Origin of the sequence: Legionella sp. km535 (genome assembly GCF_003990085.1) — a bacterium.
Taxonomy (GTDB): Bacteria; Pseudomonadota; Gammaproteobacteria; order Legionellales; family Legionellaceae; genus Legionella; species Legionella moravica.
On sequence record NZ_RZGU01000006.1, the window covers coordinates 1 to 26,837 of the forward strand.

The following is a 26,837-nucleotide window of genomic DNA, read 5'->3' on the forward strand; positions in this document are numbered from 1 at the left end:
ACATATTCAGTCTGATCCATGTTAATCTCCGATAGCGTTAAATACTTGGCGATTATTTATCAATGACCATGCTTGTTCATGCAGGCTTACTTTGAAGGGTGGCCTAAGATACTGTTCGGTCTATAGATAATTGGGGAGAAGGTCCTATTCTACGCCACAGGCTTTATGCCTTGCCTGGATTCAAGATCTCTTCTCCCATCCCAAGTGCCCTTGAGATTAAGCTTTCTTGCTTACAATTTAAAGATACAAGCCTGGGAGTACGCCCAAAGGGCCGTATCCCAGGTTTTCATTTTACTTCCAAAGCCCAATAAATCCCTATAAAATTCCCTTCACAGGAAATCCAACTTCACAAACAATTATGGTTAATTTTCGCAGAGACTATACGCCGGGCGGTACTTATTTTTTTACTCTTGTTTTGAACAATCGTAAATCTCAATTATTAACCAGCCAAATTAACCTATTGGGTGAGGCATTCCGGAAAGTTAAACAAAAATATCCTTTTTGTACGGAGGCTATAGTCGTATTGCCTGATCATATACATACAGTGTGGAAATTGCCTGACAATGATTTTAATTACTCTTTACGTTGGCATCAAATTAAATCGAATTTTACAAAAAGTTTAATAAAGGAACACGTAAAAATAATAAAAGATCAACGAGGAGAGTATTCTCTTTGGCAACGTCGTTTTTGGGAACATCGAATACGTGATGAATCAGATTTACAATCACATATCGATTATATTCACTTTAACCCAGTTAAACATGGATATGTCACCTCAGCAAAAGAATGGCCATACTCCAGTTTTCATCGATATGTTCAGAATGGAACATTGGCAGAAAATTGGGGATCTGATGGGGTTCATGGGGAGTTTGGAGAGTGAATGCATGAGAATGTAAACCTGGGATTCGGCCCTTTGGGCCTACTCCCAGGCTACGTTGATAATAGTACTCATTGGCGACGGCTCTTCGCTGAGGAAATATGCTTGCACTTTAATCAATACAGAATGTAAACCTGGGATTCGGCCCTTTGGGCTTACTCCCAGGCTACGTTGATAATAGTACTCATTGGCGACGGCTCTTCGCTGAGGAAATATGCTTGCACTTTAATCAATACAGAATGTAAACCTGGGATTCGGCCCTTTGGGCCTACTCCCAGGCTACGTTGATAATAGTACTCATTAGCGACGGCTCTTCATTGAGGAAATATGCTTGCACTTTAATCAATACAGTTTATGACAAGAGAATAGAATCTATGTTTAATGAAGAAAAATCAAAACTCATCAGAAATACCGAACTTGCTGCCTTGGGAATGGATGAAATTAATAAAAGATTCCCTCTGGGCGCACTAAACAGAAAAGATGTAGTCGCTAGATTGCCTGCAGAAGTGTATAAGGAGCAACTGCTCTTGTTGTTTACCATTCGGAACATGATAAGAGATAAAGATTTTAAGGCAGATCATTTATTTCAGTTTTTACAAGCCGCTCAATGTGGTGAAATGACGTTTTTTGCAGTTTGTAAAATTGAGGAGGCTTGCCCGGAAGCAAAGGTCGAAGCGGTAAGCCTGAAGCATCATGAAATGGTCGTTATTGGTCGAAAAAAGAATTCAGATCCTAAAAATATTCTTACCTGGGGTAAGAACGCAGTCATTTGTGACCCTTGGGCTAAAATGTCTTATATGGCGACATCATTTTTTAAAGTTCGTGACGAAACGCCTCACATTCCTTTTTTTGTGAAGGAGGACGAGGAAATTCAGGAACATTTTCTTGCAGGTAATCCGAGTATCATTTGACTGAATAGCTTTTATTATTCTTTGATTTTTATTGAATAATTCATTATTTAGTATAGAATCGCCGACCGCACGGAAAAATAAATAAGTCCATCTACTTTGTTATAATTAAGGATGTATTATGGAAAAAATAATAAAATCAGGAATTCAATCTCTTGTCTGTGGTTTAACTTTACTCTCATTAACTGCTTGTTCATCCTTGGGCAGAGTTCCATTAGATGTCAATCAACGCCAAACAATTCATCAGTCAAAACAAATCCTGGCTACCAATCAAAAAAATCTGGAACTCGAGCTACTAAAACCAACCAATCTAGCGACTACTGGAGGGACTACTAGTATCGTAGTTGGTGGGGTATTGGGAAGTATGTATGCATCCCATGAAAATGGTCAAGCGGAACAATTATTTAAACCTTTGCGCCAGAATCTTTCTAATGTTCATTTTGAGCAGCTAGTGAATCAACAAGTATCTCAAAAGCTAAAGTCAATTAAATGGCTGCATCTTAACCAACACGACCTGATGTCAGAATTGTCTAATAAACAAAAAATAACTTTTGCTGATAACGCAACAACTATTGGTGATGCGATCATTTATGTTGATTTATCTTATAAATTCTCCAATCGTTTAGCTGCACTGAAGGTAGTAGCTGACGTAGCTATTTATAAAAAGGAATTACCCAAAGCTGTATTGATTTATAAAAATCAATTTCAATATATGGATCTGTTGAAGTTTTCAAAAACACGACAAGAGAATATTCGCACCTGGTCAAAACATAATGCAGCAAGAATGCGACAATCAATGAACACTGCAGCCTTGATGTTATCCAATGAAATAGCAGAGGACATTCAAGATCCAGTACAACACCACCAATCAAATCGTCCGACTAATGTGTGGTATACCGATGCGATATCTGGCGGTGGCGGATCGGCATATCTTAAAGAACAATCAGGTAATAAAAATATTATCCGACTTAAAGACGGTGAAATAGTTGTGCTTAACACTTTTTTGGTGGAAAGAAAATACAATTGGCGTGAATGATTTTTTATTTTTAATAGTTGTAGAAAAGCCCCCGCTTCTGTAACTAATTATGTTTCACCTTAAAAAGAAAAGGGTATTATGTACCCTTTTTTTCTTGGACGCTCCGAGTGTCTGCTCTAAATCAAATCCAATAACTAATAGCGATCACGATATTATTGGTATTGAGAGCAATTCGAGAAGTACCGTCAGTATCTATCAAGCCATAAACACTGGGTATTTTCAGGTTGATAGAGTTTCCATAATGTACGTAATTATATTCTGCGCGTAGTGTCCAGCTTTTTATCATCTCCCACTCGATACCTGCTCCGATAAGTGAACCAGTGGTGTTCTTTTTTTGTGAATAATAATCATTTCCTTCATTAGTGTAGGTCAAGTGTAGCTTTGCAAAGCTGGCTCCAGCTGTTAAGTAGGGAAGAAACTGATTTTGATTCCAATTTAGTATTTGTCCTAGTCGAGCCTTGATAGAAGGTTGTATCTGATTCTTTAAAACGAATCGATCAGAAACCTCAGGGTTATTTGGGCAGTTACAGTCTAGTGTATTATTTTTTCTTGTGTTAAAGATGAGATTTGCTTCCAAACCGGATACAAGAGTATTTGAGAACTGGTGCATAAACCCCAATTGTAACCCAGGAGAATAGGTAGTAAATCCTTCATTGGTATTACAGGTTCCATCCGGGTTAGAAAAACCCAATTGCTGTGATCTTAATTGAACATCGCTAAAAACAAATCCTTCATTCACACCTACATAAAATCCAGTCCATTTGTTTAGCAATGAGCTTGGGGATGTCAGGCTCTTTGCATAGGTCATATCAATCAAGACCGTTGCAAGCATAACACTCTTTGCTATTATCAAGAGTTTACTCATGGGGCTATCACCTTTAAGGGATTAGAAACGATACCATCTTTTGTGCCTATGATGGTGCAGGAACCGTTTTTGCCATTCATCTTCAGATACGTTTGAGATGTGGTTTGTCCAATATGACATGTGACATTACCCGTCTGATTGATAATGGAATAGGTAGTAGGCCCTGATCCAGGAACTGGTAATGGCCCGAGAATAACGGGTCTTCCACAACAAACAACAGCAGGATTTAGTATTGGCGAGCCATTTACTGTAGCCGGAATATCAACAGATGAAGGAGGAAGGGGATAGCCTAAGAAATTAAATTGCACATAGGTTGGCGCTCCGACAGGCAGGTAGGAGAGGGTATAAAGTGGGGTTTGACCTGCAAATCCGGAGGAATTACCTGTGACGGTGACGGTATCAAAAGTACCTGTGATTCCTGATGAGGTGAGTACAGTGTATTGGCCTGGCTGTGCGTTTGAGTCCAGATTGATTTCTAAAGTACCTGCCAGCGTTGCCGGTCCATTAACGGCAACCAAAGAGGTGCCATTGGAGTTGATTTCGATATGAACAAGGCTTCCTATGCCGCCTCCAGATGTCGAATTTAGAGATAAGCTCCCGAGGCTGAGCGTTGCGCCTGTGTCTGGAGAAATTGTTCCCGAGTTGGCAAAGACATTTCCAGTCAGTGTTCCACTGCCGCTAAGCTTGCCCCTTTGCGTACTGACGCTACTGTTTCTACAGACAAAAACGGGTGCCTGATTGATCTGACCATTGACTTTGAAATTCGCATTATCGACTTTAACAGTTCCTTGATAATCTGATGTTCCGTTGTAAACAACGGTTCCTTTTCCTCTTATTAAAACATTGGTTCCACCGGTGCCAAAAACAGTATCATCTGTGAATGCAACCTGAGCTCCGAGTGTCAAGAGATCCTGGGTATCTTGGGCCATGAACGTGAGAGAAGATCCTGTTCTTAGAAAAATACTGTTCCCTAATGCGGAGCCATCGAAGCCATCAGAACCTCCTGGTCCTCCTGTACCATGAATTCCCGCTTGTACTGAGTTGTTTGGAGTATCGAAGATGGTTGGAATCCCCGATTGTGCTTGTACCGTTAAATTCAAATTGCTGTCCACAAAGACAGCAGCACCGAGACCGCTGCCTCCTCCGCCGCCTCCGCCACCGAAGCCCAGTCCAATGGAATTGGCACCAAATCCTCCAGATCCACCTCCCAGATTTCCTATATCCACACCACCTGAAGCAGTTAGGCCATTGGAGGGACCGCCGCCACCCCCTCCACCACCGCCAAGAGAGTTGCCTCCTTCCGAAGGTGTCGTACTTGATTGATTGACTCCGCCACCACCGCCGCCACCGCCAATACCTCCCGTACCGCCTTGCAACGTATACCCGACATCGTACGCCCCAATGCCAGCAGCACCGCCACCGCCACCGCCATAACCACCAGTTCCGGCGCGTCCATCAAAATCATTAGTTATGGGCCCCAAGGTAACGACTCCACCACCGCCGCTTCCCGCACCATCTCCTCCACTACCCCCGGAAGGTTCTACAGTTTGTCTGCGTAACGGAGGAATTGTTCCTTGAGGTTGCTGCCCATTCATCCCGGCGCTCCCCCCTCCGCCGCCCCCTGAGGGCATGCCGCTGCCTCCACCACCGCCGCCGGCATTTGCTCCTCCGGCGTTACCTCCTCCTCCGGAACCAGCGAGAACATTGAGACCATAACCATTCCCATCCAGCCCTGGGCTCTGATCCGAACCTCCATCTCCCAGGTTTGTTGGAATACCTAAAGTGGCACGAGATCCTATGCCGCCGCCGCCAGCACCGCCGCCACCTGATGGATCGCTGGTTGAGAGAGTGACGTCACCTCCGTTACCTCCAAATCCTCCACCGCCAGCCCCACCAGTGCTTCCTGTGGTTGTTATAGAACCACCATTTCCACCAAAACCACCCCCTCCACCGCCACCTTCACTACCCGTTGACATTAGGCTGAAATAATTTCCTCCATTACCGCCAACCGCAGAACAATTGCGGATTAAGACATTTACTAAGGTGATTGCTGGATTTGAGCCATTTAAAAAAGTTTGAGGTGCGTAAATAGCTCCTCCGGCACCCATGCCACCGCCACCACCAGAAATACCGCTTCCTCCATCGCCTCCTTTTGCGGTCAGATTCTGAAAGATCATATTTTGGATCGTAACATTTCCCATCGGAATGAAAAATCCGCTGTAAGCACCGCTGTTGCCATCTATTGTCACTATAGACGAAGGATCAGAATTACCAATTGTAATGTTTACAGGATTTGATGAGTTGTTAATAATCGGCAGAATTCCATTGAGTTGTATTGTCATCGGATGATCAAAAATAATGGCATAATCATCAGGTATCGTATTTAAATCCTGATTCATTGTATTCAGCCAATACCTTAGTTCCCCAACTGCTCCGAAGCCCCCCGGATTAGAATCAGTGGTTTCTGTAACAATGAGTGTTGTTAAGGCGTATAAAGAAGGTGAGGCGAAAAGAAAGAAACAATAAACCCAATCCTTTAATTTAAGCATGAAAATCCCTGTATTTTTTTGGAGAGCATCGTAATATGTAAAAAAAAATAATTCAATGCTAACTGTCCCAGTGGGAAAAAGTATTTGATTTTCCTTGAATAATTGATTCATACGATAGAGTATAGCCGCGGGGAACAATAAATAATTCCAGTTTAAAAGTTACAAAAAATATTGTTCAGCAGCATGATTCAGTGAGGGTATGTGCTGTTGGTAATTTCTTTTGATTTAAGATACATTGGGCCCTCAGTCATAAAAGACAGTTGGTTTGCTTTTCTTACTTGAATTAAGGATTGGCAGAGTTCATTGGCACAGGATGGTCATTCATGTACAAATCAATAAAGCTTCTCACAGGATGTTTGTTGCTGGTTATTTCAGGAACTTCTTTATTGGCAGCTCACTCTCCGAACATCCCAATGTTGTTTTTTGAGCACGGTGTGCTGTTTGATATGGGGGTGTGCAGCAATATCGAGAGTAAGCCCATTTCAGCCGCCATGATTGACGAGCTGGATTCTTTGTTCCCCAAGATTGCAATAGCCTGGGAGCAGGACGGTGAAAGCTTGTTAACTGCCACCACTCAATTATTTAATATCCCGTTTTCCCGAAAGGAGTTGTCCGTAAATTTTATTTTGTGTGATACTCGTTTTACTGGAATGAGCTATCCGCTTTTGATTAAAATTCGTAATTTTTTAAAATCTGGGAATGACAAGCCATTGTCTGGCAGTTATTTAAATATGGTGATCTATCACGAATTACTGCATCGCTACATTTACAAGGATATTCCAGACCGTTTAGATACTTCAAAATTATTGATTAAATACGAATCTGAAAGTAACGCAGTGAAAGCACATTTGCACTTGTTGGCTATACAAAAATACGTATACCATGAGTTGAATCGTGATAATGAATTTGAAGAAAACATTAAAACGATGTTGGACAACTCCTTGAGTCCTGCCTATCAACGAGCCTGGGATATTGTCAATGAAGAGGGCCACATGGCTTTTATTAATGAGTTGCTGGATTTGAACACGTAACAATAATATCAGACATCCATGTTGTTTATAGTCTGATTTGCCTGAATAAAATTCAAAACAAAGGAGGTTGAAAATGAAAAAATCAATTGCGTTCTGTATGTTTGTTGCACTTAATGTGCAAGCTGCACCGCTTGCAAGTTATGAACAAATTGTGGAGGCAGTGCATAATGGTTTGGGTATACGCTATGTAGTTGACTGGGATCTTTGTAAAACTTCTGTACCTGAAATTCCCCCTGAATTTTCTTCCAGTTATACACCTGATAATGTGATTATCAGTAAAAAAGGCATGCTGGCCTCCCGTGGTATGACCTATACTCATGAAATTCGACAGGCACCAGGGTTGGGTCCTGTGAATCAGGCCTACGTGTATATGCTGGATAATAATAATGTACTCAAGGTCATTAATCGGTTCCTCGATCCTGTTACCAATATTGAAAAAATGAAAGCTGTTGAGGCAACTTGTGTGCTGGGCGAGGGAGTAAAAGTATTTTCGATAGCTTAATGACTGTGGGATGTAATTCTTTGAGCGATTAACAGTCGTTTCGAAATTTAAAAGTGATTCTCTCTTATCTCTTCCTCAATGTTCTTTCGTTCAGAGTATTTCCCATGACTAGGGAGCTATTTTTATATTGATAGTTCCTTACATTGTATGTTTTTTCTTTGATTTTTTTTTATATTTTGATATTCTTCGCCTGTTTTAAAAGAACTAACCTCCGATGGAACTGGTACACATTATGGAAATTAAAATAAGAATTCTAAGCATTTTCTTTTTATCGGCTTGCACTTTAAATACTGCACATTCAACTGCGGAGTCTTTAAACCCTCGTTATAAAAAATGGATCAATCCAATTCTAAAAGTCATTCATCAGCGCGATCTCTCTTTATATGAATTTAGTTTTTGTACACATGGAGTATGCCCCAGTTTTTATTTGAATTTTAAACACTCTCCTATTGGTTTGCTCAATAAGTTATCGATTACCCTTAAGTGTATTTGAACCTGAAAAGCTCAATTCATTTTTAGGTTTGCTCTGTTAGATGTAAAAGATAACTTAAAAATTAATGTTGGTTGGTATGGCGAACTAAGAAGTTTCGAATGTTCGCTCTGAGCATGATTTTTAGATTAATGCACAACCAATATTACATAGAAAATGGAATCGTCAGAACACACTCTGACTAATAAAATCAAGTTCATAGTCAAGGAATATAATATGTTAAAGCAGCGTTTTTTTCTTAGCTTTTTAGTTTTGTTCAATTTGATGCATGCATCAAACTGTTTGGCTGAATCTTTAAAAGCGAATCCTTCGGGCACTAAGTCCCAAACCTATGTGACAAGTTTCAATTGCAATAAAGCCAGAACCAAAACAGAACATGCCATCTGTCATTCAGAAAAACTGGCTGATGCCGATCGGCACCTTTCAAAACTATATTATCATCTGGAGAGTAAACAGCCTGCTGATTTTGTTAATAAGCAAAAAATGTGGTTAAAAGAGCGAGATTATTGCGCTTTTTCGCTGAATATAGAGCATTGTTTGCTGAGTAAATATCAAGACAGGATTTTGCAGCTTAAAATATTACAATCATCTGTTTTATTAAAAGAATTGCACGATGAGGATCCTAAGGTAGTGAATCATCCTGTTTTCCCTATTTTGCAAAAACATAGCATTCTATTAAAAAAGGTAGTGTATTCAAGTGATGGTAAATGTCCTACATTTCATGTGAAATTTAAAATCTACCCTCTAAGCACCCAACTTAATGAATATTCTAAAAAAGCTTACACTGAACTATTGGATGCTAACTCATCTTTGCCTTATGCGCTGGTCGATGAGGATAATGATTTTAAAGTCAACGTTGGATTTAGTGATAAAGCAAAAACTCGGATTATTATTCGCTCAGCAGAGGTTTCTTCTCCTACTACGTGCCTGGATGGAACTGTAAGTCCTGATGCGGAACATTATACGGTAATTGCTCAAATGAAAAAGCAGATTTTAAATTCACCATTTAAAGCAAGAATACACCAGAAGAATGGCGGAGAGCTTATTGCTTATCTTTATGCAATAGACGAAAAAACTATTCCATATGAATATTATGGCTGCACTAATGGCATCAAACTTAGAACTAATGCAAAAACAGGCAATTATTACATCTATTTATACGATGAACTTACAGACTATTTTTATCCTACTCGAATTCCTGTTTGGAAAGGTGACAAGCCAGCGATAATGGGCATTGAAGGAGCAACATTTGGTAACGTTGTTGCGAGTAATGATTTGAAGCCGGGTACATTGGTTCTGAGTCAACGAGATACATGCCAAAAAAGTTATTATGAAACCTTCAGGCTTTGGGACGATCAACTGTCATTGCAGAAAATTGCTTCCTTTCAAAGTGACACAGATTGGGATTTTTATCAGCGAAATAAAAATGTTTAAGATGCCGACTATTTTTTTCAAATAGCCCCTTAATTTCCAAAACACATATGGCAAATCCATGGTGAGTCGATCCCACTCAGCATGGATTTTCTGGTTGAATTTCATGGTGACCTTGGATCTTGTGCTGGCGAAATGAGTTAAATTGGTAGTCGCCAAGTAGGGTAACACTCTGGGCAATGCGTGCACAAATGCGATCAACTTGTTACACTAGCTGTTGGATTGAGCTTTCGCAGGTTATTCATTTATTAAATGAGATGAGATTTTATGACGTATTCTTTTCAATGGGCGCTTGTTGATATAGAAACCACTGGATTACACGTTACTCGAGACGAAATTACAGAAATAGCGGTACGAATTGTGACAGAGCGGGGTGTCGTCAGGACCTGGCATCGTTTAATTAAACCCACACGTACAATTTCAGAGGCCATCACTCGCTTAACCGGGATTACCAATGAAATGGTAGACAATGCCCCGTCCTTTGATGAAATTGCGAGTGAGTTGTTGGATGAGTTACAGGGCTGTGTTTTTGTGGCGCATAATGCTCGTTTTGATTATGGTTTTATTAAAAATGCATTCAAGCGAGTAGGAATTACTTATCAGGCTTCCGTATTGTGTTCCATAAAACTGTTAAAACAACTTTATCCTCATCAGAACTCTTATAATCTGGCGTATATTGCCCAATCTTTAAATGTCTCATTAGCACAGCATCATCGAGCAGAAGCTGATGTTGCGGCTTTACATGATGTGATTCAAACGATAGCGGAGCGACACTCCTGGCCAATGGTACTGGCTGCTGCTAAAACGATTTATCAAACGTCCAGTATTCCATCCAAATTAACTACCGATATCTCGCAACTACCCGATAGCCCGGGTGTCTATATTTTTTATGGGGAAAAAAATACCCTTCCTTTATACATAGGAAAAAGTATTCATTTGAAACAGAGGGTGCTATCTCATTTTTCGGGTGATTATACTCATGCAAAGGAATTTGCATTATGTCAACAAGTAGTGCGTATAGAATTTATTCCTACGGCAGGTGAGCTGAGCGCTTTATTGCTGGAGTCGGAGCTGATTAAAAAACACATGCCGCTCTATAATCGCATGCTCAGACGAAAAAAGACTTTGGTAGGATTTAAATTAAGTGAATCTCGAGGATATTTAACTATTTCTATAGTTCGGGAGCAGATCGAAGAGGAGGGGGAAATTCTGCAGCATGGAATTTATGGCGCATTTCGTAGCGTTGCCGCAGCCAGACGCACCTTGCTGAAGTTAATAAAAAATCATGATTTGTGTCCGAAGCTGTGTGGAGTAGAGCAGGGGAGCCCTTGTTTTTCTTATCAGCTTAAACGTTGCAATGGAGCGTGTTTAGAGGAAGAGGATGTTAAAGACTATAACATGCGCTTATTAGAATCATTAAAGGAGTATGAGGGAGCGGTATGGCCGTATAAAGGAGCTATAGCGATAAAGGAGCATTGCCCCATAAACAAAATAACCCAGTTTAATGTGTTTCATTTCTGGCGACATCTCGGGGCTGTGGCGCATGAAGCTTCCTTAACTCAATGGAGAACGTGTTTTAATTCTGAAACCCAATCACGCTCTACTTATGATGCTTACAAAATTTTACTGGCTTATTTGAAGGATAAAAATGGCAAGGCTCAGATCATTGAGTTGTTCTGATTGAATGAACACAGCATTTTTCAATGTTTACCCGGTAAAGAATTTTTAATTTTTGAAAAATGAAAAATAATGCTCGTCAAGACTGTTTTTTTATTTTTTTTATTGCTAATATCGTTTTCGCGATTACTACGTGCCTCCCTTTCTTCCTGTGGATATTTTTCAACACTCTTTGATTGTTCTACTGAATTTAAAATCAATTTTTTTGAAAAGCCTACACCATGTAAGGATTATTCGTGGCTTATTGTGCCATTCAGAAGGATTACTTATCCACATTTTCTGTGGATATCTCTGTGAATAGGCTCTTGGTTATCGTTTGTGTTGAGCCAGTTTGTTAGATGTATTGATAGTTATTTCTACCTTCTGACTTTACCCGATAGAGTGCTTTATCGGCTAGTTTGATAAGTGTGCTCAATTCTTGGCCATCCTTTGGGTAAATGCTGATACCAATACTGACGGTAATGACAAACCGATGTTTTTTTATTTTTATTGGCTTACTTATCTCGGTTAAAATTTTCTTGGCAACGGCGTTAATTTGATTATTATCAGAAATCTCAGTGAGCGTGATTATAAATTCATCTCCTCCTTGTCGGGTAAGAATATCCGTTTCACGTATGATTTTTTTTAATCGAGATCCTATTTCTATTAGCAAGAGATCTCCAACATCATGCCCCAGGGTATCATTGATCCCTTTAAAATTATCCAGATCCATGAACAGAATTGCCAGTTGATTTTGATGCCGTTTTGCAAAAGACATTGCCTGATGAAAGGATGATTCCAACTGTTTTCTATTAGCTAATCCTGTTAATACATCGTGATATGCGATGTATTTTAGCTCTTGTTCCGCTTTTTTTTGGGCATCGATGTTTTGAACCTGCGCGATAAAATAGAGTGGCTTATTCTCCGCATTTCGTATTAGGGAACCGCTGAGTAATATCCAAATGATCGTACCGTCTTTTTTGATGTAGCGTTTTTCCAGGTTGTAGGAACTGATTTCACCATCTAACAATTGATGGGCATAATTTAAATCGAGATCCAGATCTTCTGGATGGGTGATAGTCTGAAAGTCAATCCTTAGTAATTCTTCTTCAGTGTATCCCACAATTTGGCACATTGATTGATTGACCTTTAACCACCTACCTTCCAGAGAAACTAACGCCATACCTATTGCAGCAAAATTAAATGCAGAACGAAATCGAGATTCACTTTCTTCTAAAATGGCATTGTTGCTTATGAGTCTATTGATTAAATCCAGATTTTCATACCGTAAATTAAGGTTACTATTTAAAAGTTGATTACCTCTCCACGATACCATGATAATGAAAAATAAATAGATGGCCAAAGCCATTCCAAGCGACAAATAGATTGAGCTATGCTGGATGAATAGCCAGAAATTTATTGGTGTAATCAAAAATATTAAAAATAAAAAACTTGCGGTCAAATTAGGCTGAAAAGTAAGCAGACCCCCAGCAGAAACCCCTAAGGCAACAATCATGATCAGCATTTGAGATTGTTGGTTGTCATCAGGCATGAGTATTGAACCGGATATTCCCCAGAGTGTTCCATAAACGGCAGCCATTATAATCAAAAATTTTAAATATCCTTGTGAAGGTAACGCATGAATTCGATTAATGAGGTAGGCGCTGCCATGCACAATAAAAGTTAATAAAGCGCATACAAACCACATCAAAGGATAGATGTGGTTCATTTGGGCATAGAGTTCTTTAAAAACGATGAGGCAACAGACAAAGTTGGGAGGGATGCTAATCAGTGAGTTGTCATTGAGTAACATTAGTTTGTCGGCACGAATTTTTTGCCTTATTATATTTTCTAATTTATTCCTTTCATCTGTCATGCAAATCTCTTTAGAGAGTATCACTTCCTGGCTTTGGTTGATTTTACGGTCTAAAAAGTAACCCAACTACTTTATCTTATCCCACAGTCTCTATAATATTCAGTATATTCTCGAGTAATGAAAAATGCCAAAATATAAGCATTGTTTGCTGTAAAATCATCTTCAGATTATTCAAGAACAACATGCATTCAGGTGTTTTTTGTCTGTAGACACAGCAACGGAACGTTCTGGTTTTTAAGGGAGTAAAATGAAATTATTCTTTGCACAACATAAAACAACTCAATCAGTTCAAGCCCCTGAGTATCCCAAAATTAGTGATGTTAGTGCCTCATTTCTCCTTAAAACTATTACATCTGTATTAACGAAAGCAGTTACGACAAACTCCTCTAAATCTCATGCAAAAGATGTATTTACTGGAGCATGTGTGCCTCAAATATCAATTGAAAAGTATTTATTACGATTTTATGAATTTCTTGACGACGACCCAACTATCTATGTTTCATCTTTGATTTATATAAGTATGTATCTTGAACTGACTCCTGATTCTTCACTAAACGAATTGAATGTACACCGATTAATAGCCTGTTCTATACTTTTGGCTTATAAGCAATTAATGGATTTCCGACATAAGAATAAGCGGTTTGCAGCGATTGCAGGCGTTAATTTATCTGAACTTAATTCCCTGGAAATAAAATTTCTGACGATTTTTGATTTTGCCACACATGTTTCACCAGAACATTTTGAAGAATGTTATCATTGCTTATTAGATTCGGTAACTTTGGAATATGAAATAAATAGTTCTCCAGGTTAATCATTCAAAAAAGGGAAGTGAACGTGTAAAACAGGACTGCATTGCTTGAAGTTTAAATTCTATAATGAACTGAAAATGCCCTATGATTAAAAAAGAAAAAATTGTTAAATTGACTGATAGGATGAATGCCTTGCGCATTCAAGAACAGGATCTTATCGAAAAATTCATACTGGGCAGCGGTAATGGCGGGCAAAAACTGCAAAAAACTGCTTCAACAGTTTATTTAAAGCATATACCGACGGGTTTGGAAATAAAGTGCCAGGAATCCAGAAGTCGAGAAGACAACCGATATTTTGCACGAATGAGGCTTTGTGAACAATTTCAAGCCGCCTACAGTAATGAAAAAACCAAAGAACAACTTCGTATGGAACAAATAAGGCGGCAAAAAAAACGACGTGCGAGAAAATCCAGTAAAAGTCGCTGTCTTTCTCGCACTTCAACCCCTGAATAAGTCCCTTCAAACCATTTAAAATCCGCCTGGGTTCCAAGCGATGTTATCCACAAACATGAGCAAATATTTGAATTGCCCAGTAGGCACATTTTTACTGTTGATGGGTTGCAGATCGTAAGTCAACAGTTCTTTCGATAATTGCGGATTGGTCATGATGGCCACAAAATCCTGGCGATTACCTTGTGCATCAACTAAAACTATTGCGGCATTGGGGGGATTGCTTTTGAAATCATTTTTAATATTTTTGTTCGTCCAGAATGAATTAAATTCATTAAGATTAATGATGCCGGTTGTTCTAGCTGGTCGTTCTGAAAAATAATTCACATATTTGGGGGCCTGTTTTATTGTTAAAACATAATGGTTATTATTCATTTTTTCGAGGCTTCCATCTGTAGCTGTCTGAAAAAACAGATAGCTTTTATCAGCAGAAAATGCAACGCCACAAAAAATCATCAATGCAAGCAAAAGCAGTCTGTTCATAGTCGTTTCCTTTAGTGTGACTTTGAATCTTGTTGTGATTACATAACGCACTTTCATTATAGTTCAATGAAAATAAATTGTACCAAGGAATAAAAGAGTTGATTGCTTATAAATACTTGAACTTAGTATTGCTCTCCTTCATAGTAAGCCTTTTATTATTAAGGTATACAATTTTATGGCTCGGTATTTAATTATTGCAGCAAGTAGTGCGATTGGTCAGTCAGTGGTTGAGCTTCTTAAAAAACAGGGTGATGAAGTGGTGACTACAGCGCAAACCAAAGACAAAATCATCCCCGATTTTTTACTTGATGCATCGGACTTTAACGCTGTTGATAGTGTATTTGAACAAGCAGGTCCTCTTGATGGAGTGGTTAATTGTGCCGGCTCTTTATTACTTAAGAGTGCTCATGCGACACATTTTGAAGAGTTTCAAAAGACCATTAATGCGTCTTTGACCACTTCATTTGCGACTGTACGTGCGGCAGGGAAGAGAATGACTCAAGGAGGATCGGTAGTTCTTATTTCTTCGGCAGCAGCGTTGACTGGATTGGCAAACCATGAGGCCATAGCTGCGGCCAAAGCCGGAGTTATTGGTCTGGCGCAATCCGCTGCGGCGACTTATGCCTCTTCTCGTTTGCGTGTTAACGTTGTAGCGCCTGGAATGGTTAAATCCTCTCTGACTCATTCTTTACTCAGTAATGAATTAGTCGCCAAGGCCTCTGTTGCAATGCATGCATTAGGGCGTGTTGGTGAACCTGAGGATGTAGCACGAGCTATATTGTTTTTTCTAAATCCAGAGAACAGTTGGATAACAGGACAGGTGCTTGCAGTAGATGGTGGTTTAAGTACCATACGCCCCAAGCTTAAGATGTAATTTTTTATCTATTGGGGAAAATGATGACGAGATTGTGCTTTATTTTGGGCGATCAACTGAGTGAATCTCTTTCCTCACTAACTGCTATCGACAAGCAGCGTGATGTGGTTTTGCTTTGTGAGGTGATGGAGGAAGCGACTTATGTCAGACATCATCCTAAAAAAATCGCATTTATATTTTCTGCCATGCGTCATTTTGCAGAACGCTTAAAATCGCAGGGTTATCGAGTCCGCTACATTCAATACGACGATGCTGATAATACCGGCTGTTTTGAGACGGAGTTGTGCCGGGCTATAGATAAAGAAAATATCTCAGAGATACATGTAACTCATCCCGGTGAGTGGCGTGTTTTGCAAAAATTAGTTTCATTGAACGACAAATTGTTGGTACCTTTGAATATTCATGAGGACACTCGGTTTTTATGTTCTCTTGATGAGTTTAAATCTTGGGCAAAAGATAAAAAACAATGGCGAATGGAGTATTTTTATCGAATGATGCGTCAACGGCATCATATTCTTATGGATAATCAAGGCAGGCCGGTTGGCGGAGAGTGGAACTATGATGAGCAAAATAGAAAAAATGCAAATCACATTAAATCATTTCCTGTTCGTTTAGAGCATCCTTCAGATAAAGTAACTTTGGATGTTTTAAGATTGGTAGAACGAGAGTTTTCCCATCACTTTGGGCAATTAAGACCGTTCAATTTTGCAGTGACTCGAGAACAAGCCCTCTCTGAAAGCCAATATTTTATGCAGCATTGCCTGGTTAATTTTGGCGATTTTCAGGATGCCATGCGTTCTAATGAAGCCAGTTTATATCATTCAAAATTATCGTTTTATTTGAATACCGGGCTTTTATTACCTTTAGAATTGTGCCACATGGCAGAGGATGCCTGGAAACAGCAGTTGGCTCCTTTAAATGCGGTGGAAGGATTTATTCGTCAAATATTAGGATGGCGTGAATACGTACGTGGTATTTACTGGCTGTTAATGCCCGATTATGCCAATAGAAATTATTTAAATGCCGCAAGATCTTTGCCTGCGCTTTATTGGGGTGGCGAAACTAAAATGTCATGCATGAAAGAGGTGGTGCGACAAACCCAGGTCGAAGCCTACTCTCATCACATTCAGCGTTTGATGATTACAGGTAATTTTGCTCTGCTTGCGGGCCTCAATCCCCAGGAAGTATGCGAGTGGTATCTGGCGGTTTATGCGGATGCATTTGAGTGGGTGGAGTTACCTAATACCCTGGGTATGGCGTTGTATGCCGATGGGGGAGTGATGGCAAGCAAACCTTATGCTGCAAGTGGAAAATACATTCAAAAAATGAGTGATTTTTGTAAGTCTTGCGCTTATAACCCTGCTGATGTGGTGGGGGAAAAAGCCTGTCCCTTCAATTCCCTCTACTGGAATTTTATAGAGCAAAATCAGGTACGGCTCAACAAGAATCTCCGTCTGCGCTATGCCTATCTCAATTGGGATAAAATGACTCAGGAAAAGAAAGCAGCCATCCGATCCAGGGCCGGTCAAGTTCTGGCGGATCTGGAGTCAGGGCAATTATGATCCGAGAGTAGTTTAGCGGATTTATAGAGTATCCTCTGTCGTTTAGACGGCCACGGAATGCAACATTGTTCTTATGATTGGCACCAGAGTATTGCCATTCATTTCCAAGGCATTAAGCCCTTTTTTATGCTAAACTATGCCTATACCTCAGTGAATTATAGGCCGTCTATGCTTGTAGAACTTCTGTCTCGTATTCAATTTGGTTTTAGTATCGGTTTTCATATTTTGTTTCCAACCTTAAATTTGGGACTTGCCGTCTTTCTTGTGATTATGGAAGCAGCCTGGTTGAAAACGAAAAACCCGATTTACCTGGAAATATGCAAGCTTTGGACAAAAATTTTCGCTTTGACTTTTGGAATGGGGGTCGTGTCCGGAATTGTCCTGGCTTATCAAATAGGTACTAATTTTGGGCCTTTTATCACCCAATTCGGAAATGTTTTAGGCGCCTTATTTGCCTACGAAACGCTGACTGCATTTTTTCTTGAAGCCGGATTTTTAGGCGTCATGCTTTTCGGTTGGAAAAAAGTTCCCCCACCACTGCATTTTATTGCTACTCTTCTGGTGACAATCGGTACGACGGTGTCCGCATTTTGGATTATGTCAGCCAATTCCTGGATGCAGGCTCCAAGTGGCTATCAATTAGTCGATGGCAAATACATTGTCGATAGCTGGTGGGCTGTAGTGTTTAATCCTACCTTTATTCCTCGTTTCATACACATGCTGCTTGCATCCTATGTGACCACTTGTTTTGTTGTAATGGCTGTTTCTGGATATTATCTATTAAAAGATAAATTCAAAGCCACGGCCAAAATAACATTAACCTTTAGCTTATGGGCTGCCTTGATTCTAGTTCCTTTACAAATTGGTGTCGGTGATGTCGTGGGTATTAACGTACACCATTATCAACCCCTAAAAACTGCTGCCATGGAAGGGGTTTGGCAAACCCAGAAAGGGGCGCCTTTGGTACTGTTTGCTCTTCCTTCTCAAGAAGAACAGAAAAATTTTTATGAACTTTCCATACCGAAACTTGCAAGCTTCATCAATACTCATGAATGGGATGGTGAGCTGGTTGGTCTTAGTTCAGTGCCTCCTGCTGACCAGCCCCGTATGCTTCCTGTTTTCTTAACCTTTCGCATTATGGTAGGTATTGGTATTTTGATGCTCATCACCGCCATTGTAGGCATTTATTTACGATTTAAAGGGACGCTTTTTCAAAGTCCATGGTTTTATAAGTGGATTTTTGCGATGGCTCCAGCGGGATTTATTGCCAGTATTGCCGGGTGGTTAACTGCGGAAATCGGCAGACAGCCCTGGGTAGTCTACTCACTCTTAAAAACCAAAGATGCCGTATCTTCTATAGGTTATGAAGAGGTGCTTATTTCCTTCATATTACTGATTGTTGTTTACGGAATTGTTTTTGGATTTTACCTTTATTATCTCTTCAAACTTATTGCTCATGGACCGGATAAATTAAAAGAAGATGACATTGAATATCATGCATTCCAGTACATGACCGACATTCCCGAGGAGAAGAAATAATGCTACCCCTTATTTTTGCAGTACTTCTTGGATTTATTATTATCATGTACGTCATCCTGGATGGGTTTGATTTGGGTGTTGGTATTCTTTTTCCTTTTACTTCCAATGAAAAAGAACGCGATGTCATGATGAACTCCATCGCACCGGTTTGGGATGGTAACGAAACCTGGCTTGTTTTTGGTGGAGCCATGCTTTATGGTGCATTCCCCAAAATCTACGGTTTGTTGCTCCCCATACTCTATATGCCTATTATGCTTATGTTGATAGGACTTGTCTTTCGTGGTGTAAGTTTTGAGTTTCGCTTTAAGGCTAAAAAATCTAAAGCAATCTGGAACTGGGCCTTTTCAATCAGCTCTGTGGCTGTTGCTTTTTTTCAGGGCGTTATCCTGGGAGCTTTTGTTCAGGGCTTTTCTATTGATGAATCCTCTATGACCATCAATAATCCTGATTGGTTAACTCCGTTTAGTTTGTGCACGGGAATTGCTCTGGTGTGTGGCTATGCTCTTTTGGGAGCAACCTGGATGATCATCAAAAGCTCTGGAAGAATTCAGCGTAAAATGATTCATCAATCCAGAGGTTTATTAGTCCTTGTCAGTTTGTTCCTGGTATTTGTCAGCATCTGGACCCCGTTACACAGCGATGAAATTTTTCATCGTTGGTACAGTATTCCTAATGTGTTTTTACTAAGCCCATTACCTTTGTTGGCGCTGTTTTCCGTCTATCAAATATGGCAAAACCTCAACAGCGGTAATGAATACAAGCCTTTTCTGTACAGTATTGTTCTGTTTTTGTGTTCTTATATTGGAATAGGAATCAGTGTTTATCCCTATTTAATTCCACATCAGGTAACGCTTTGGGAAGCTGCAGCACCAGACTCAACTTTAGTGTTTATTTTAGTTGGCGTGGTCATCATGCTTCCCATACTCTTGGCTTATACACTCTATGCCTATTATCTGTTTCGAGGAAAGTCAGCAGAAAATTATCACTAATTTAACCATGCAATAACCCCATTGAGATAACAAGCAAACATCAGCCAAATCAGGTAAGGAATTAATAACCAGGCAACCATTGGGGCCTTATTTCTCGCTTGAATGATTAAGATCCCATTCAAAGCGGTTAGGCCAACAAGCCAAATGGCACTTAACATGATCCAGTGCAAGCCAAAAAACAGAGGGGTCCACGCCCAGTTCATCAGCATTTGCAATACAAACAGCATCATCAGTTTGTTATTAGAAGATTCTTTATCCCGGTGAAACAGTATCACAGCAACCAGAGAAAGAAGGGCATACAACAAACTCCAGACCACTGAAAAAACGAATCCTGGAGGGGTTAGGGAAGACTTATTAAGGCTCTCATACCAGGGATATATATTAGCCTGGGTCAGCATGCCAAGTAAAAAACCAATGCTTTCAAAAAGTAAGAACCAGAACATTAGTTTCAATAATTGATTCAGGCGCATGGTCAGCTCTCCAAATTAAATTTAATCTATTCTTGTGTATGAGTTGTTTATCAGAATATCGAGTATATTAATTTAATGTTCTTTTTTTAATTGACTGTAATACTCCAAAGCTTTGGCTCGTGCTTCGCTGTGATTGATGATGGGTTTCGGATAATTGATTTTGCGGTACAACAATGCCGCATGAGCAGACTCCCAGGGCGCATGAATGATGTCGTTATTCAACGAGGCCAGCTCAGGGACCCAACGACGTATATAAACCCCATTAGGATCAAATTTTTGGCTTTGTAAAACGGGGTTAAAAATACGAAAATAAGGAGCTGCATCAGCTCCACAGCCAGCGACCCATTGCCAACTGGCACTATTATTAGCTAAATCAGCATCCACTAAAGTATCCAGAAACCAATCTGCCCCTAAACGCCAATCAATGAATAAGCCTTTGGTGAGAAAAGAGGCAACGATCATCCTTACTCGATTATGCATGTATCCGGTAGCCCATAGTTCTCTCATTCCTGCATCGACTATGGGATAACCTGTTGTTCCCTGTTGCCATCGTTTTAATAAAGATTCATCGTTATGCCACGGAAAGGCGTCAAATTCGGATTTAAAATTTTTATAGGGCAGGGTGGGTACATGGTAGAGCAGATAATAGGAAAATTCCCGCCAGCCCAGCTCGGATAAAAAGTGTTCGGCTCCTGCTAAATCACAGTGAGGATTGATTTTTGCGTTTTCAACTGCTCTTAAAATAGTCCAGGGACTGATTTCACCGAAGTGTAAATGGGGGGATAAAGAGGACGTGGCTTGTTTTTCAGGAAAATCCCTATTTGTTTTGTACCCATTAAGATGGTGCGAGATGAATTCTTTAAGCCGCAGTAAAGCCCCATCTTCGCCTGGTGTCCAAAAATCAGGAAATTGAGACGCCCAATTCAAGTGGGGCAGAAGACTCCAGTCTTGAAGGTCGTCACTGGCCACATCAACTGCTTTGGGCTTATAGGTTATTAACGGTGCAGGTTTAGAGATAAGTCCTTGGCGACAGGTTTTCCAATAAGGGGTAAACACTTTGAAAAAATCGCCGTTTTTATTTTTTATTGTCCAAGGCTCATTGAGTAAGCTTCCATTAAAACTAAATACATCAAGTCCAGTTTCTTGAAATGCTGCTTTAATTTTTTTATCCCGCTCGATACTCGTGGGTTCATAGCAACGATTCCAATAAATTGCATTGAATCCTGTATGACCTTGCAAATCAGACAGAATATCCAAAGGATTCCCCTTACGCAGAATAAGCTTTAACCCAAATTGTGTGGTGAGTGAATTGCTGAGTGCCTGCAGGCTGTGATGCAGCCACCAAGCCTGTGCTTCGCCCAGAATACTGTTTTTTTCATCCAGGATATAGATTGGTATCACTTGGTTATGTTGGGTGATGGCTTCAAAAAAAGCAGGATTATCATTCAATCGTAAATCCTGTCTGAACCAAACTAATGCAGTGCTCATACTGTCCTTATTTCATTTGTTTTATAACGGTGTTTGTTGTCAGGGTTGAGGCGAAAAAGCGTGCCCTGGCCTTTAATTCTTCTAATTGAACTTGCGCATGCAAGCTATTGAGCTGCACTTGAGTGGTCGATTGTTCGCGCTGATTGACCAAAAACAAAGTACTGTCTCCTTGATAAAACTTTTTTGTTTCACCCTGTTGTACCTGTAATGCCAAACTGAGTTCCTTTTTTAACAGACTGACTTGCCGTATTCCTCTGTTAATGCCAATGAGAATATTGGCGAACTCATTATTTAACTGTTCGAGTAAAAATCTCTTTTCAACGCGGATCTGGCGTAATTCACTCTCTGCCTGGATGAGATTTCCTTTGGCCTGTCTTTGAAATAATGGAAATTTAAATGAAACCCCTACCATTGCTGCCTGGGGAATCATTAAGGGGTAGCCTCCTGTTCCATTTTGTTTAAACGTGTAGGCGGTTGCATCTAATTGGGGTAGAAGTTCATTGCGAGCCTGATTGCGTTTTAGTTTCATCATATTGGCATAAAAATTTAACTTTTTAATTCCTGGGTGCTCTATAAGTGGCACGCTGGAACCTGCATGGGGTACTGCGGGTTTAGCTAAAGCAGGTAAGGAACGTTGATCCGGGATTTGTGGTTTGCCTTTTGGATCTCGAAAATAAAGGGATAAATTAATAGCTGCTTGCTCGAATATCATGTGACCTTGGTTGAGTAATTGCTCTCGTTGGATGATTTGTTGCAGGTTTTCACTGATCGCAAGTCTGGGTAAGTCACCTTGTTTTGCTTGTTGTTCAATTGCAATTTGTCGCTTTTGAGCCAATTGCAGCAATTGTTTAAATGTTTTTAATTGAAGTCCTGCTTCAACCCATTGCCAATAGGCTTTGATGGCTTCCTGATAAATTTTAATTTTAATTGCTTCAGAATCCTGTTGTTTCATCAGGATTAGTTGGGCTGAGGACAGTAAGCCAGTTCGTTCTTTATCAATGAGTCGGTCGCGAGCCAGGGGCAGGGATAAACCGGCTCGATATTCTCCACCAGAGTTAGTCAAATAGTTTTGATAGTAAATGGGCCAGTTCCCTTCACCATTTCTGTATCCAGCAAAAAGTTTGACACCATTGTAGAGTGTAGGAACAGTTAATTGAGTATCTCCGTAATTATTAATATATCCACCAGCAGGTTGTGATCGCGTAGTCGCTTCCAGGGTAGGGTCAAATTGTCCCTTCGCATTGGTTAGCGCTCCACTGGCTTTTACTACTTCAAGATGAGCAATTTTTACCTGAGGATAGTGGTTGTCTATGCTTTTGAGTACGTCGATTAAATTTAATTGTTGTGTTTTTTCTGAAGCATAGACGGACGCCGAAGTGCATAGTAAAACGCTCAGTCCAATAAGAACAAATAATGGCTTACTGAATTGTGCTGTACTCATGAGCTTTCCTTGTCTGTCACGCTTTCAGGAGGAAAACCATTAAATTGACGCCATAACTCATACCATAAAGGGACTTCTCCGAGTTGTACCCAACCATGGACGCGCACGCCTTGTCTTAAAAATGTGGGTTGGGGCCAAGGCTCATCAGGAACAATTACGGCTCGAAACTGTCCCATGCCATTATCAGTAGGATCTATAAAGGCCACTTTCCCACCAAAAGTACCTACCGCAATTTGCGGCCAGCCTCTGAATTGAATTGCAGGCCAGCCCTCAAATTGAAGGCGTGCTTTTTGATTCAGGCGGACGAATGGAATGTCATTCCCATCAATCCAAAGTGCTACTGCTCTTGATTGAGTTTCTGGAATAATTTGAGCTAATATTTCGCCCTCTTTAACGACAACGCTTTCTTGTCCTGTCAAACGTTTAAAGATGATTCCTGGTACATGAGCCTTAATCAATTGGGTCTGCTGTCTGGCAATACGTACATCGATATTGACTTTATCAATATTGGCCTGTGCTAATTCATTTTGATATTTTGCATATTCAATTTGGGCTAATTCGTATTGTCGTTTTGAATTGATCCCTTGCTGGTATAAGTTCTTTTGGCGATCAACGTTGGCTTTTCCTGCACTTAATGATTGTTTTGAAGCCTCTATGCGAAGTAATATTGCCTTTTTTTCCAACTCCAATCTTTTGAGTAATTCAGGATCATTATCAGAAATCTCTACAATGGGATCGCCCGCTTTTACTCGGACTCCTTCATCAACGTACCATTTTTTAATTCTGCCATAAACGGGCGAATTGACCGTATGTAAACGTTCATTAGGCGAAAAGGCAATGACTTTTCCGCTTCCGAGTGCAAATTGCTGCCAAGGAGTAAAACTCAGAAATACAATTAAAATCAGCAGTACTAAAAAAATGATCTTGGCGATTTTTCGTGGATTGGGTAATTTGCCAATCATTTGATAGGCGTGGAGTTTCATGAGAGCACCAGACAGTTAGACAATGGAATAATATCGGGGTATTGCGTCACAATAATGAGTAGCGTTTGATTCAGGGTTCTTAAATGGTAAAGCAGCAATTCAATATCCTGTCTGGTCAGTCTATCAAAGAGATGATCGACGATAATGAGTTGCGGCTTTGCAAGTACAGCTCGAATCACCATGAGTTGGATGAGCTCGAGTTCAGTAAACACGCTTTCCCAGTCGTAAATGGTACTTTTTAAGCCATCAGGTTGGTTCATTATTTTGTCCATAAGTCCAAAAGCTTTTAAAAGTTCTTTTAATTGATGTATAGAAAAAGACGGTTGATTAAGACGTAAATTGTCATAGATGCTGCCAGCAAACCAGTCTTTATCTTTAAGTAACAGAGTATGCTCACGAAGGGAGCGTCTGTACTCTTCGTTGCAGAGGGTCTCGTTGATGTATACTCGAAATCCGCTATTCGGTTTAAAGCCCAAAAGAAATTCGGTGAATGAGGTTTGTTTTTGCATTTCGTTGACGCAAACAACTAAAGGGTTGTCAGGAGTTGCTGATGCTTTGTTTTGCTGTTTAGTGAGTACTGTGATGGTGTGAATAGGGATAATAAGTTCACTTAATTCTGTTTTGATGGGTTCTATTGGCAGATTTAAAACCGCGTCAATTTTGTGTTCCGAAGCAACCAGATCGTAATAATTTTCCAAAAGAACACCAAAACGCTTAAATGCATAGATTAAAGCACCGAGCACAATCTCGGCAGCCACAAGCTGGCCTAAACTTAATTGGTTTTGAATCACCAGATAACCACCTAAGCCGAGTAAAAGACTGCTGGCCATTGCCGAAAGGAGATAAAATCCAATTTGATGTTTGATGAGTTGTTTAAAATGCATATTACGTGCTTTTAAAAATGCAACAAGCCGTTTATCGGTTTGCTGGGTAGAGTAGTGATGATAACGATTAAAGCGAAATAAAAAACGATTGGTAAGCAACTCTTCCAACCAGGCACCAATTCGATGTTTTTCAGCGCACTCATCTTCGGCACTCGCTAATCCTTTGCGATAAGGCAAAAACACTATCAAAAGAATACTTAATATAATGAATCCATCAAATACAAGAAAGAGCGGATGGTAAAACAGAAGCAAAATCAGACCAAAAATAAGTTGTAAACTTAAATTCACTCCATACAGCAACAGGCTTGCTAATGCTTTGTTGATGGTGACCACTTCGAAGAATCGATTAACGAGTTCTGGTCCATGATGCGATGAAAAATTATCTAGTGACAAATGAGTAAACTGACGAGACAGGTTAAGGCTTATTTTTACCATTAATTTTTGCTGGATGACTTCGATGATAATTATTTGCCAAATGTTGAGTGCTCCCAGAGCCATCATTAAGACAAGCACCATAATGCTTAAGGTGACGACTGGTTGCAGTAATTTTCCGAAGGCAATCAGATTAACTAAAGTTTGAGCTGCTATGGGGATACTTAAGGTAAGCAGGCTTACTATCACGCTTATCATAATAATCGATAAAATAGTCGCTTTATCTAATACCTCAAAAATTGAGTTCATTTCTTGCTTCATCAACCGCCTCATATCCTTTGCTTAATGTTTCAATTTGTCCATGATAAAAAATTCCAGGGAGTCAATTGCCTTATTTGCCGCTTCCTTTTTTATTAAGGATACATGGATGTCCTTTAAAGAGGGTAAAAAATAATCGTCCAATCGATCCAGATAGTTAGGAATCATACTGCGTTGAATCGCAGTGATCCCTAGGCCTGCCCGCACTGCTGCCATTTTTCCCGCATAGCTGGTGCTGCTAAATGCAAGGCGCCATTTGAGGTGATGTTGATTGAGTGATTCAATAACGTTTCCTCTATAGACACACGGAGTAGGAGAAAGTATTAATGGAATGATTGCTTTTTCATTCAATTCTGGAAGCAGTTCCTTTTTACCAATCCATTCAACTGGTTCATTCCAAAAATTGATGCCTTCAGTAATTTGATCTTTTTCATTGGTTTTTATCAAAATTAAATCGAAATCCCCCTGATGAAACCGCTCGATTAAATTCAGGGTTAAATCGCACTCTACATTAAGCATCACTCTGGGATGGAGTCTTGAAAATTCAACCAGAACATCGGAGAGCATCATCGATGCGAAGTCTTCAGGTAAACCAAAACGAAGCTCACCCTGTAGTTCTGGTGTTTTGAAGCGGTCGAGCGATTCACGGTGCAATTCATAGATTCGCTTGGCATAGCCTAAAAAAAGCTCACCATCAGGGGTTAGGGATAACTCTCTTCCTCGGTTAATCAGTTGTTTTTCAATTAGATTTTCCAGCTTGGCAATTTGCTGACTTATTGCTGATTGAGTTCGTCCCACTCGAATAGCCGCCTTGGTGAAACTTTGCGTTTCAGCCACTGCTAAAAAACATTGTAAGGTTACCGTATCCAGCGACATTAGAATTCCTTATGGGAAGTGTAAATATTTTTAATTTCACTTATATCAGTATATCTAATATATTTTCATTGTAGCAAA

At 40.0% G+C, this 26,837-nt stretch carries 23 protein-coding genes and 1 pseudogene; 14 read left to right on the forward strand and 10 right to left on the reverse strand.

The window, feature by feature from the left end:
- Positions 1–358 precede the first annotated feature (358 nt).
- The 3 genes from ELY21_RS04715 (at position 359) to ELY21_RS04725 (ending at position 2,821) form a co-directional block, all read left to right on the forward strand.
- Positions 359–880 (forward strand): transposase, encoded by a 522-nt coding sequence (locus tag ELY21_RS04715; RefSeq protein WP_127107358.1) that lies wholly within the window; start codon positions 359–361, stop codon positions 878–880.
- A 371-nt stretch (positions 881–1,251) separates the two neighbouring features.
- Positions 1,252–1,788, forward strand: a complete 537-nt coding sequence (locus ELY21_RS04720) for a hypothetical protein (protein WP_127107360.1) — start codon at positions 1,252–1,254, stop codon at positions 1,786–1,788.
- A gap of 118 nt (positions 1,789–1,906) precedes the next feature.
- The gene (locus ELY21_RS04725; RefSeq protein WP_127107362.1) at positions 1,907–2,821 is read left to right on the forward strand and encodes a hypothetical protein; all 915 of its coding nucleotides are present in this window, start codon (positions 1,907–1,909) and stop codon (positions 2,819–2,821) included.
- Between the two features lie 121 nt (positions 2,822–2,942).
- On the opposite strand, the gene ELY21_RS04730 is transcribed toward ELY21_RS04725, so the two are convergent.
- Positions 2,943–3,686 carry an outer membrane protein gene (locus ELY21_RS04730; protein WP_127107364.1) on the reverse strand — a complete coding sequence of 248 codons (744 nt, stop codon included), beginning with the start codon at positions 3,684–3,686 and terminating at the stop codon, positions 2,943–2,945.
- Positions 3,683–6,235, reverse strand: coding sequence for a hypothetical protein (locus ELY21_RS15910; protein WP_199741637.1), 2,553 nt, complete (start codon positions 6,233–6,235; stop codon positions 3,683–3,685). The genes ELY21_RS04730 and ELY21_RS15910 overlap by 4 nt, the downstream gene beginning before the upstream one ends.
- A 323-nt stretch (positions 6,236–6,558) precedes the next feature.
- Between ELY21_RS15910 and ELY21_RS04750 the strand changes: the two genes are divergently transcribed.
- From ELY21_RS04750 to ELY21_RS04770, 5 genes and pseudogenes are all read left to right on the forward strand, one after another.
- Entirely contained in the window at positions 6,559–7,266 is a 708-nt protein-coding gene (locus tag ELY21_RS04750) for a hypothetical protein (protein WP_127107370.1), read from the forward strand.
- 73 nt (positions 7,267–7,339) lie between these two features.
- Positions 7,340–7,768, forward strand: coding sequence for a hypothetical protein (locus ELY21_RS04755; RefSeq protein WP_127107372.1), 429 nt, complete (start codon positions 7,340–7,342; stop codon positions 7,766–7,768).
- 706 nt (positions 7,769–8,474) lie between these two features.
- A complete protein-coding gene (locus ELY21_RS04760; protein WP_158618512.1) occupies positions 8,475–9,692 on the forward strand; it encodes a lysozyme inhibitor LprI family protein in 1,218 nt (405 codons plus the stop codon).
- A 173-nt stretch (positions 9,693–9,865) separates the two neighbouring features.
- Positions 9,866–9,988: pseudogene (locus ELY21_RS15990) on the forward strand (hypothetical protein); the annotation flags it as partial.
- Complete coding sequence (locus ELY21_RS04770; protein WP_127107378.1) at positions 9,957–11,369, forward strand: 3'-5' exonuclease family protein; 1,413 nt, start codon at positions 9,957–9,959, stop codon at positions 11,367–11,369. The pseudogene ELY21_RS15990 and the gene ELY21_RS04770, both read left to right, overlap by 32 nt.
- Before the next feature lie 331 nt (positions 11,370–11,700).
- Here the strand turns inward: ELY21_RS04770 and ELY21_RS04775 are convergent, their stop codons facing one another.
- A complete protein-coding gene (locus ELY21_RS04775) occupies positions 11,701–13,221 on the reverse strand; it encodes a GGDEF domain-containing protein (protein WP_127107380.1) in 1,521 nt (506 codons plus the stop codon).
- Positions 13,222–13,468: 247 nt separating this feature from the next.
- Between ELY21_RS04775 and ELY21_RS04780 the strand changes: the two genes are divergently transcribed.
- A complete protein-coding gene (locus tag ELY21_RS04780) occupies positions 13,469–14,032 on the forward strand; it encodes a cyclin family putative virulence effector (protein WP_127107382.1) in 564 nt (187 codons plus the stop codon).
- An 82-nt stretch (positions 14,033–14,114) separates the two neighbouring features.
- Complete coding sequence (locus tag ELY21_RS04785; protein WP_127107384.1) at positions 14,115–14,483, forward strand: peptide chain release factor-like protein; 369 nt, start codon at positions 14,115–14,117, stop codon at positions 14,481–14,483.
- 15 nt (positions 14,484–14,498) lie between these two features.
- On the opposite strand, the gene ELY21_RS04790 is transcribed toward ELY21_RS04785, so the two are convergent.
- A complete protein-coding gene (locus ELY21_RS04790; protein WP_127107386.1) occupies positions 14,499–14,963 on the reverse strand; it encodes a hypothetical protein in 465 nt (154 codons plus the stop codon).
- A gap of 175 nt (positions 14,964–15,138) precedes the next feature.
- On the opposite strand from ELY21_RS04790, the gene ELY21_RS04795 reads away from it, so the two are divergent.
- From ELY21_RS04795 to cydB, 4 genes are all read left to right on the forward strand, one after another.
- Positions 15,139–15,837 carry an SDR family NAD(P)-dependent oxidoreductase gene (locus tag ELY21_RS04795; protein WP_127107388.1) on the forward strand — a complete coding sequence of 233 codons (699 nt, stop codon included), beginning with the start codon at positions 15,139–15,141 and terminating at the stop codon, positions 15,835–15,837.
- A gap of 23 nt (positions 15,838–15,860) precedes the next feature.
- On the forward strand, positions 15,861–17,399 hold the full coding sequence (locus tag ELY21_RS04800; protein ID WP_127107614.1) for a cryptochrome/photolyase family protein: 1,539 nt from the start codon (positions 15,861–15,863) through the stop codon (positions 17,397–17,399).
- Between the two features lie 168 nt (positions 17,400–17,567).
- Complete coding sequence (locus tag ELY21_RS04805) at positions 17,568–18,938, forward strand: cytochrome ubiquinol oxidase subunit I (protein ID WP_127107616.1); 1,371 nt, start codon at positions 17,568–17,570, stop codon at positions 18,936–18,938.
- On the forward strand, positions 18,938–19,927 hold the full coding sequence (gene cydB, locus ELY21_RS04810; RefSeq protein ID WP_127107390.1) for a cytochrome d ubiquinol oxidase subunit II: 990 nt from the start codon (positions 18,938–18,940) through the stop codon (positions 19,925–19,927). Before ELY21_RS04805 ends, cydB begins: the two co-directional genes overlap by 1 nt.
- Here the strand turns inward: cydB and ELY21_RS04815 are convergent.
- From ELY21_RS04815 to ELY21_RS04840, 6 genes are all read right to left on the reverse strand, one after another.
- Positions 19,924–20,397 carry a TspO/MBR family protein gene (locus ELY21_RS04815; RefSeq protein ID WP_127107392.1) on the reverse strand — a complete coding sequence of 158 codons (474 nt, stop codon included), beginning with the start codon at positions 20,395–20,397 and terminating at the stop codon, positions 19,924–19,926. The genes cydB and ELY21_RS04815 overlap by 4 nt on opposite strands.
- Positions 20,398–20,469: 72 nt before the next feature.
- Positions 20,470–21,885 carry a deoxyribodipyrimidine photo-lyase gene (locus ELY21_RS04820; protein WP_127107394.1) on the reverse strand — a complete coding sequence of 472 codons (1,416 nt, stop codon included), beginning with the start codon at positions 21,883–21,885 and terminating at the stop codon, positions 20,470–20,472.
- A 7-nt stretch (positions 21,886–21,892) separates the two neighbouring features.
- Positions 21,893–23,326: a TolC family protein gene (locus ELY21_RS04825; RefSeq protein ID WP_127107396.1), complete on the reverse strand. Its 1,434-nt coding sequence runs from the start codon at positions 23,324–23,326 to the stop codon at positions 21,893–21,895.
- Positions 23,323–24,309 carry an HlyD family secretion protein gene (locus ELY21_RS04830; protein ID WP_028383531.1) on the reverse strand — a complete coding sequence of 329 codons (987 nt, stop codon included), beginning with the start codon at positions 24,307–24,309 and terminating at the stop codon, positions 23,323–23,325. Before ELY21_RS04830 ends, ELY21_RS04825 begins: the two co-directional genes overlap by 4 nt.
- Complete coding sequence (locus ELY21_RS04835; protein ID WP_233588665.1) at positions 24,306–25,874, reverse strand: ABC transporter transmembrane domain-containing protein; 1,569 nt, start codon at positions 25,872–25,874, stop codon at positions 24,306–24,308. The genes ELY21_RS04830 and ELY21_RS04835 overlap by 4 nt, the downstream gene beginning before the upstream one ends.
- A 33-nt stretch (positions 25,875–25,907) precedes the next feature.
- The gene (locus tag ELY21_RS04840) at positions 25,908–26,759 is read right to left on the reverse strand and encodes a LysR substrate-binding domain-containing protein (protein ID WP_127107400.1); all 852 of its coding nucleotides are present in this window, start codon (positions 26,757–26,759) and stop codon (positions 25,908–25,910) included.
- Positions 26,760–26,837 lie beyond the last annotated feature (78 nt).

Bases quoted from the DNA above. Each gene is read 5' to 3' on its own strand.
- ELY21_RS04825 (WP_127107396.1), bottom strand. From the start codon at position 23,326: ATGAGTACAGCACAATTCAGTAAGCCATTATTTGTTCTTATTGGACTG.
- ELY21_RS04820 (WP_127107394.1), bottom strand. From the start codon at position 21,885: ATGAGCACTGCATTAGTTTGGTTCAGACAGGATTTACGATTGAATGAT.
- cydB (WP_127107390.1), top strand. From the start codon at position 18,938: ATGCTACCCCTTATTTTTGCAGTACTTCTTGGATTTATTATTATCATG.
- ELY21_RS04800 (WP_127107614.1), top strand. From the start codon at position 15,861: ATGACGAGATTGTGCTTTATTTTGGGCGATCAACTGAGTGAATCTCTT.
- ELY21_RS04720 (WP_127107360.1), top strand. From the start codon at position 1,252: ATGTTTAATGAAGAAAAATCAAAACTCATCAGAAATACCGAACTTGCT.
- ELY21_RS04840 (WP_127107400.1), bottom strand. From the start codon at position 26,759: ATGTCGCTGGATACGGTAACCTTACAATGTTTTTTAGCAGTGGCTGAA.
- ELY21_RS04805 (WP_127107616.1), top strand. From the start codon at position 17,568: ATGCTTGTAGAACTTCTGTCTCGTATTCAATTTGGTTTTAGTATCGGT.
- ELY21_RS04785 (WP_127107384.1), top strand. From the start codon at position 14,115: ATGATTAAAAAAGAAAAAATTGTTAAATTGACTGATAGGATGAATGCC.
- ELY21_RS04715 (WP_127107358.1), top strand. From the start codon at position 359: ATGGTTAATTTTCGCAGAGACTATACGCCGGGCGGTACTTATTTTTTT.
- ELY21_RS15910 (WP_199741637.1), bottom strand. From the start codon at position 6,235: ATGCTTAAATTAAAGGATTGGGTTTATTGTTTCTTTCTTTTCGCCTCA.
- ELY21_RS04770 (WP_127107378.1), top strand. From the start codon at position 9,957: ATGACGTATTCTTTTCAATGGGCGCTTGTTGATATAGAAACCACTGGA.
- ELY21_RS04790 (WP_127107386.1), bottom strand. From the start codon at position 14,963: ATGAACAGACTGCTTTTGCTTGCATTGATGATTTTTTGTGGCGTTGCA.
- ELY21_RS04815 (WP_127107392.1), bottom strand. From the start codon at position 20,397: ATGCGCCTGAATCAATTATTGAAACTAATGTTCTGGTTCTTACTTTTT.
- ELY21_RS04835 (WP_233588665.1), bottom strand. From the start codon at position 25,874: ATGAACTCAATTTTTGAGGTATTAGATAAAGCGACTATTTTATCGATT.
- ELY21_RS04755 (WP_127107372.1), top strand. From the start codon at position 7,340: ATGAAAAAATCAATTGCGTTCTGTATGTTTGTTGCACTTAATGTGCAA.
- ELY21_RS04750 (WP_127107370.1), top strand. From the start codon at position 6,559: ATGTACAAATCAATAAAGCTTCTCACAGGATGTTTGTTGCTGGTTATT.
- ELY21_RS04780 (WP_127107382.1), top strand. From the start codon at position 13,469: ATGAAATTATTCTTTGCACAACATAAAACAACTCAATCAGTTCAAGCC.
- ELY21_RS04830 (WP_028383531.1), bottom strand. From the start codon at position 24,309: ATGAAACTCCACGCCTATCAAATGATTGGCAAATTACCCAATCCACGA.
- ELY21_RS04775 (WP_127107380.1), bottom strand. From the start codon at position 13,221: ATGACAGATGAAAGGAATAAATTAGAAAATATAATAAGGCAAAAAATT.
- ELY21_RS04795 (WP_127107388.1), top strand. From the start codon at position 15,139: ATGGCTCGGTATTTAATTATTGCAGCAAGTAGTGCGATTGGTCAGTCA.
- ELY21_RS04730 (WP_127107364.1), bottom strand. From the start codon at position 3,686: ATGAGTAAACTCTTGATAATAGCAAAGAGTGTTATGCTTGCAACGGTC.
- ELY21_RS04725 (WP_127107362.1), top strand. From the start codon at position 1,907: ATGGAAAAAATAATAAAATCAGGAATTCAATCTCTTGTCTGTGGTTTA.
- ELY21_RS04760 (WP_158618512.1), top strand. From the start codon at position 8,475: ATGTTAAAGCAGCGTTTTTTTCTTAGCTTTTTAGTTTTGTTCAATTTG.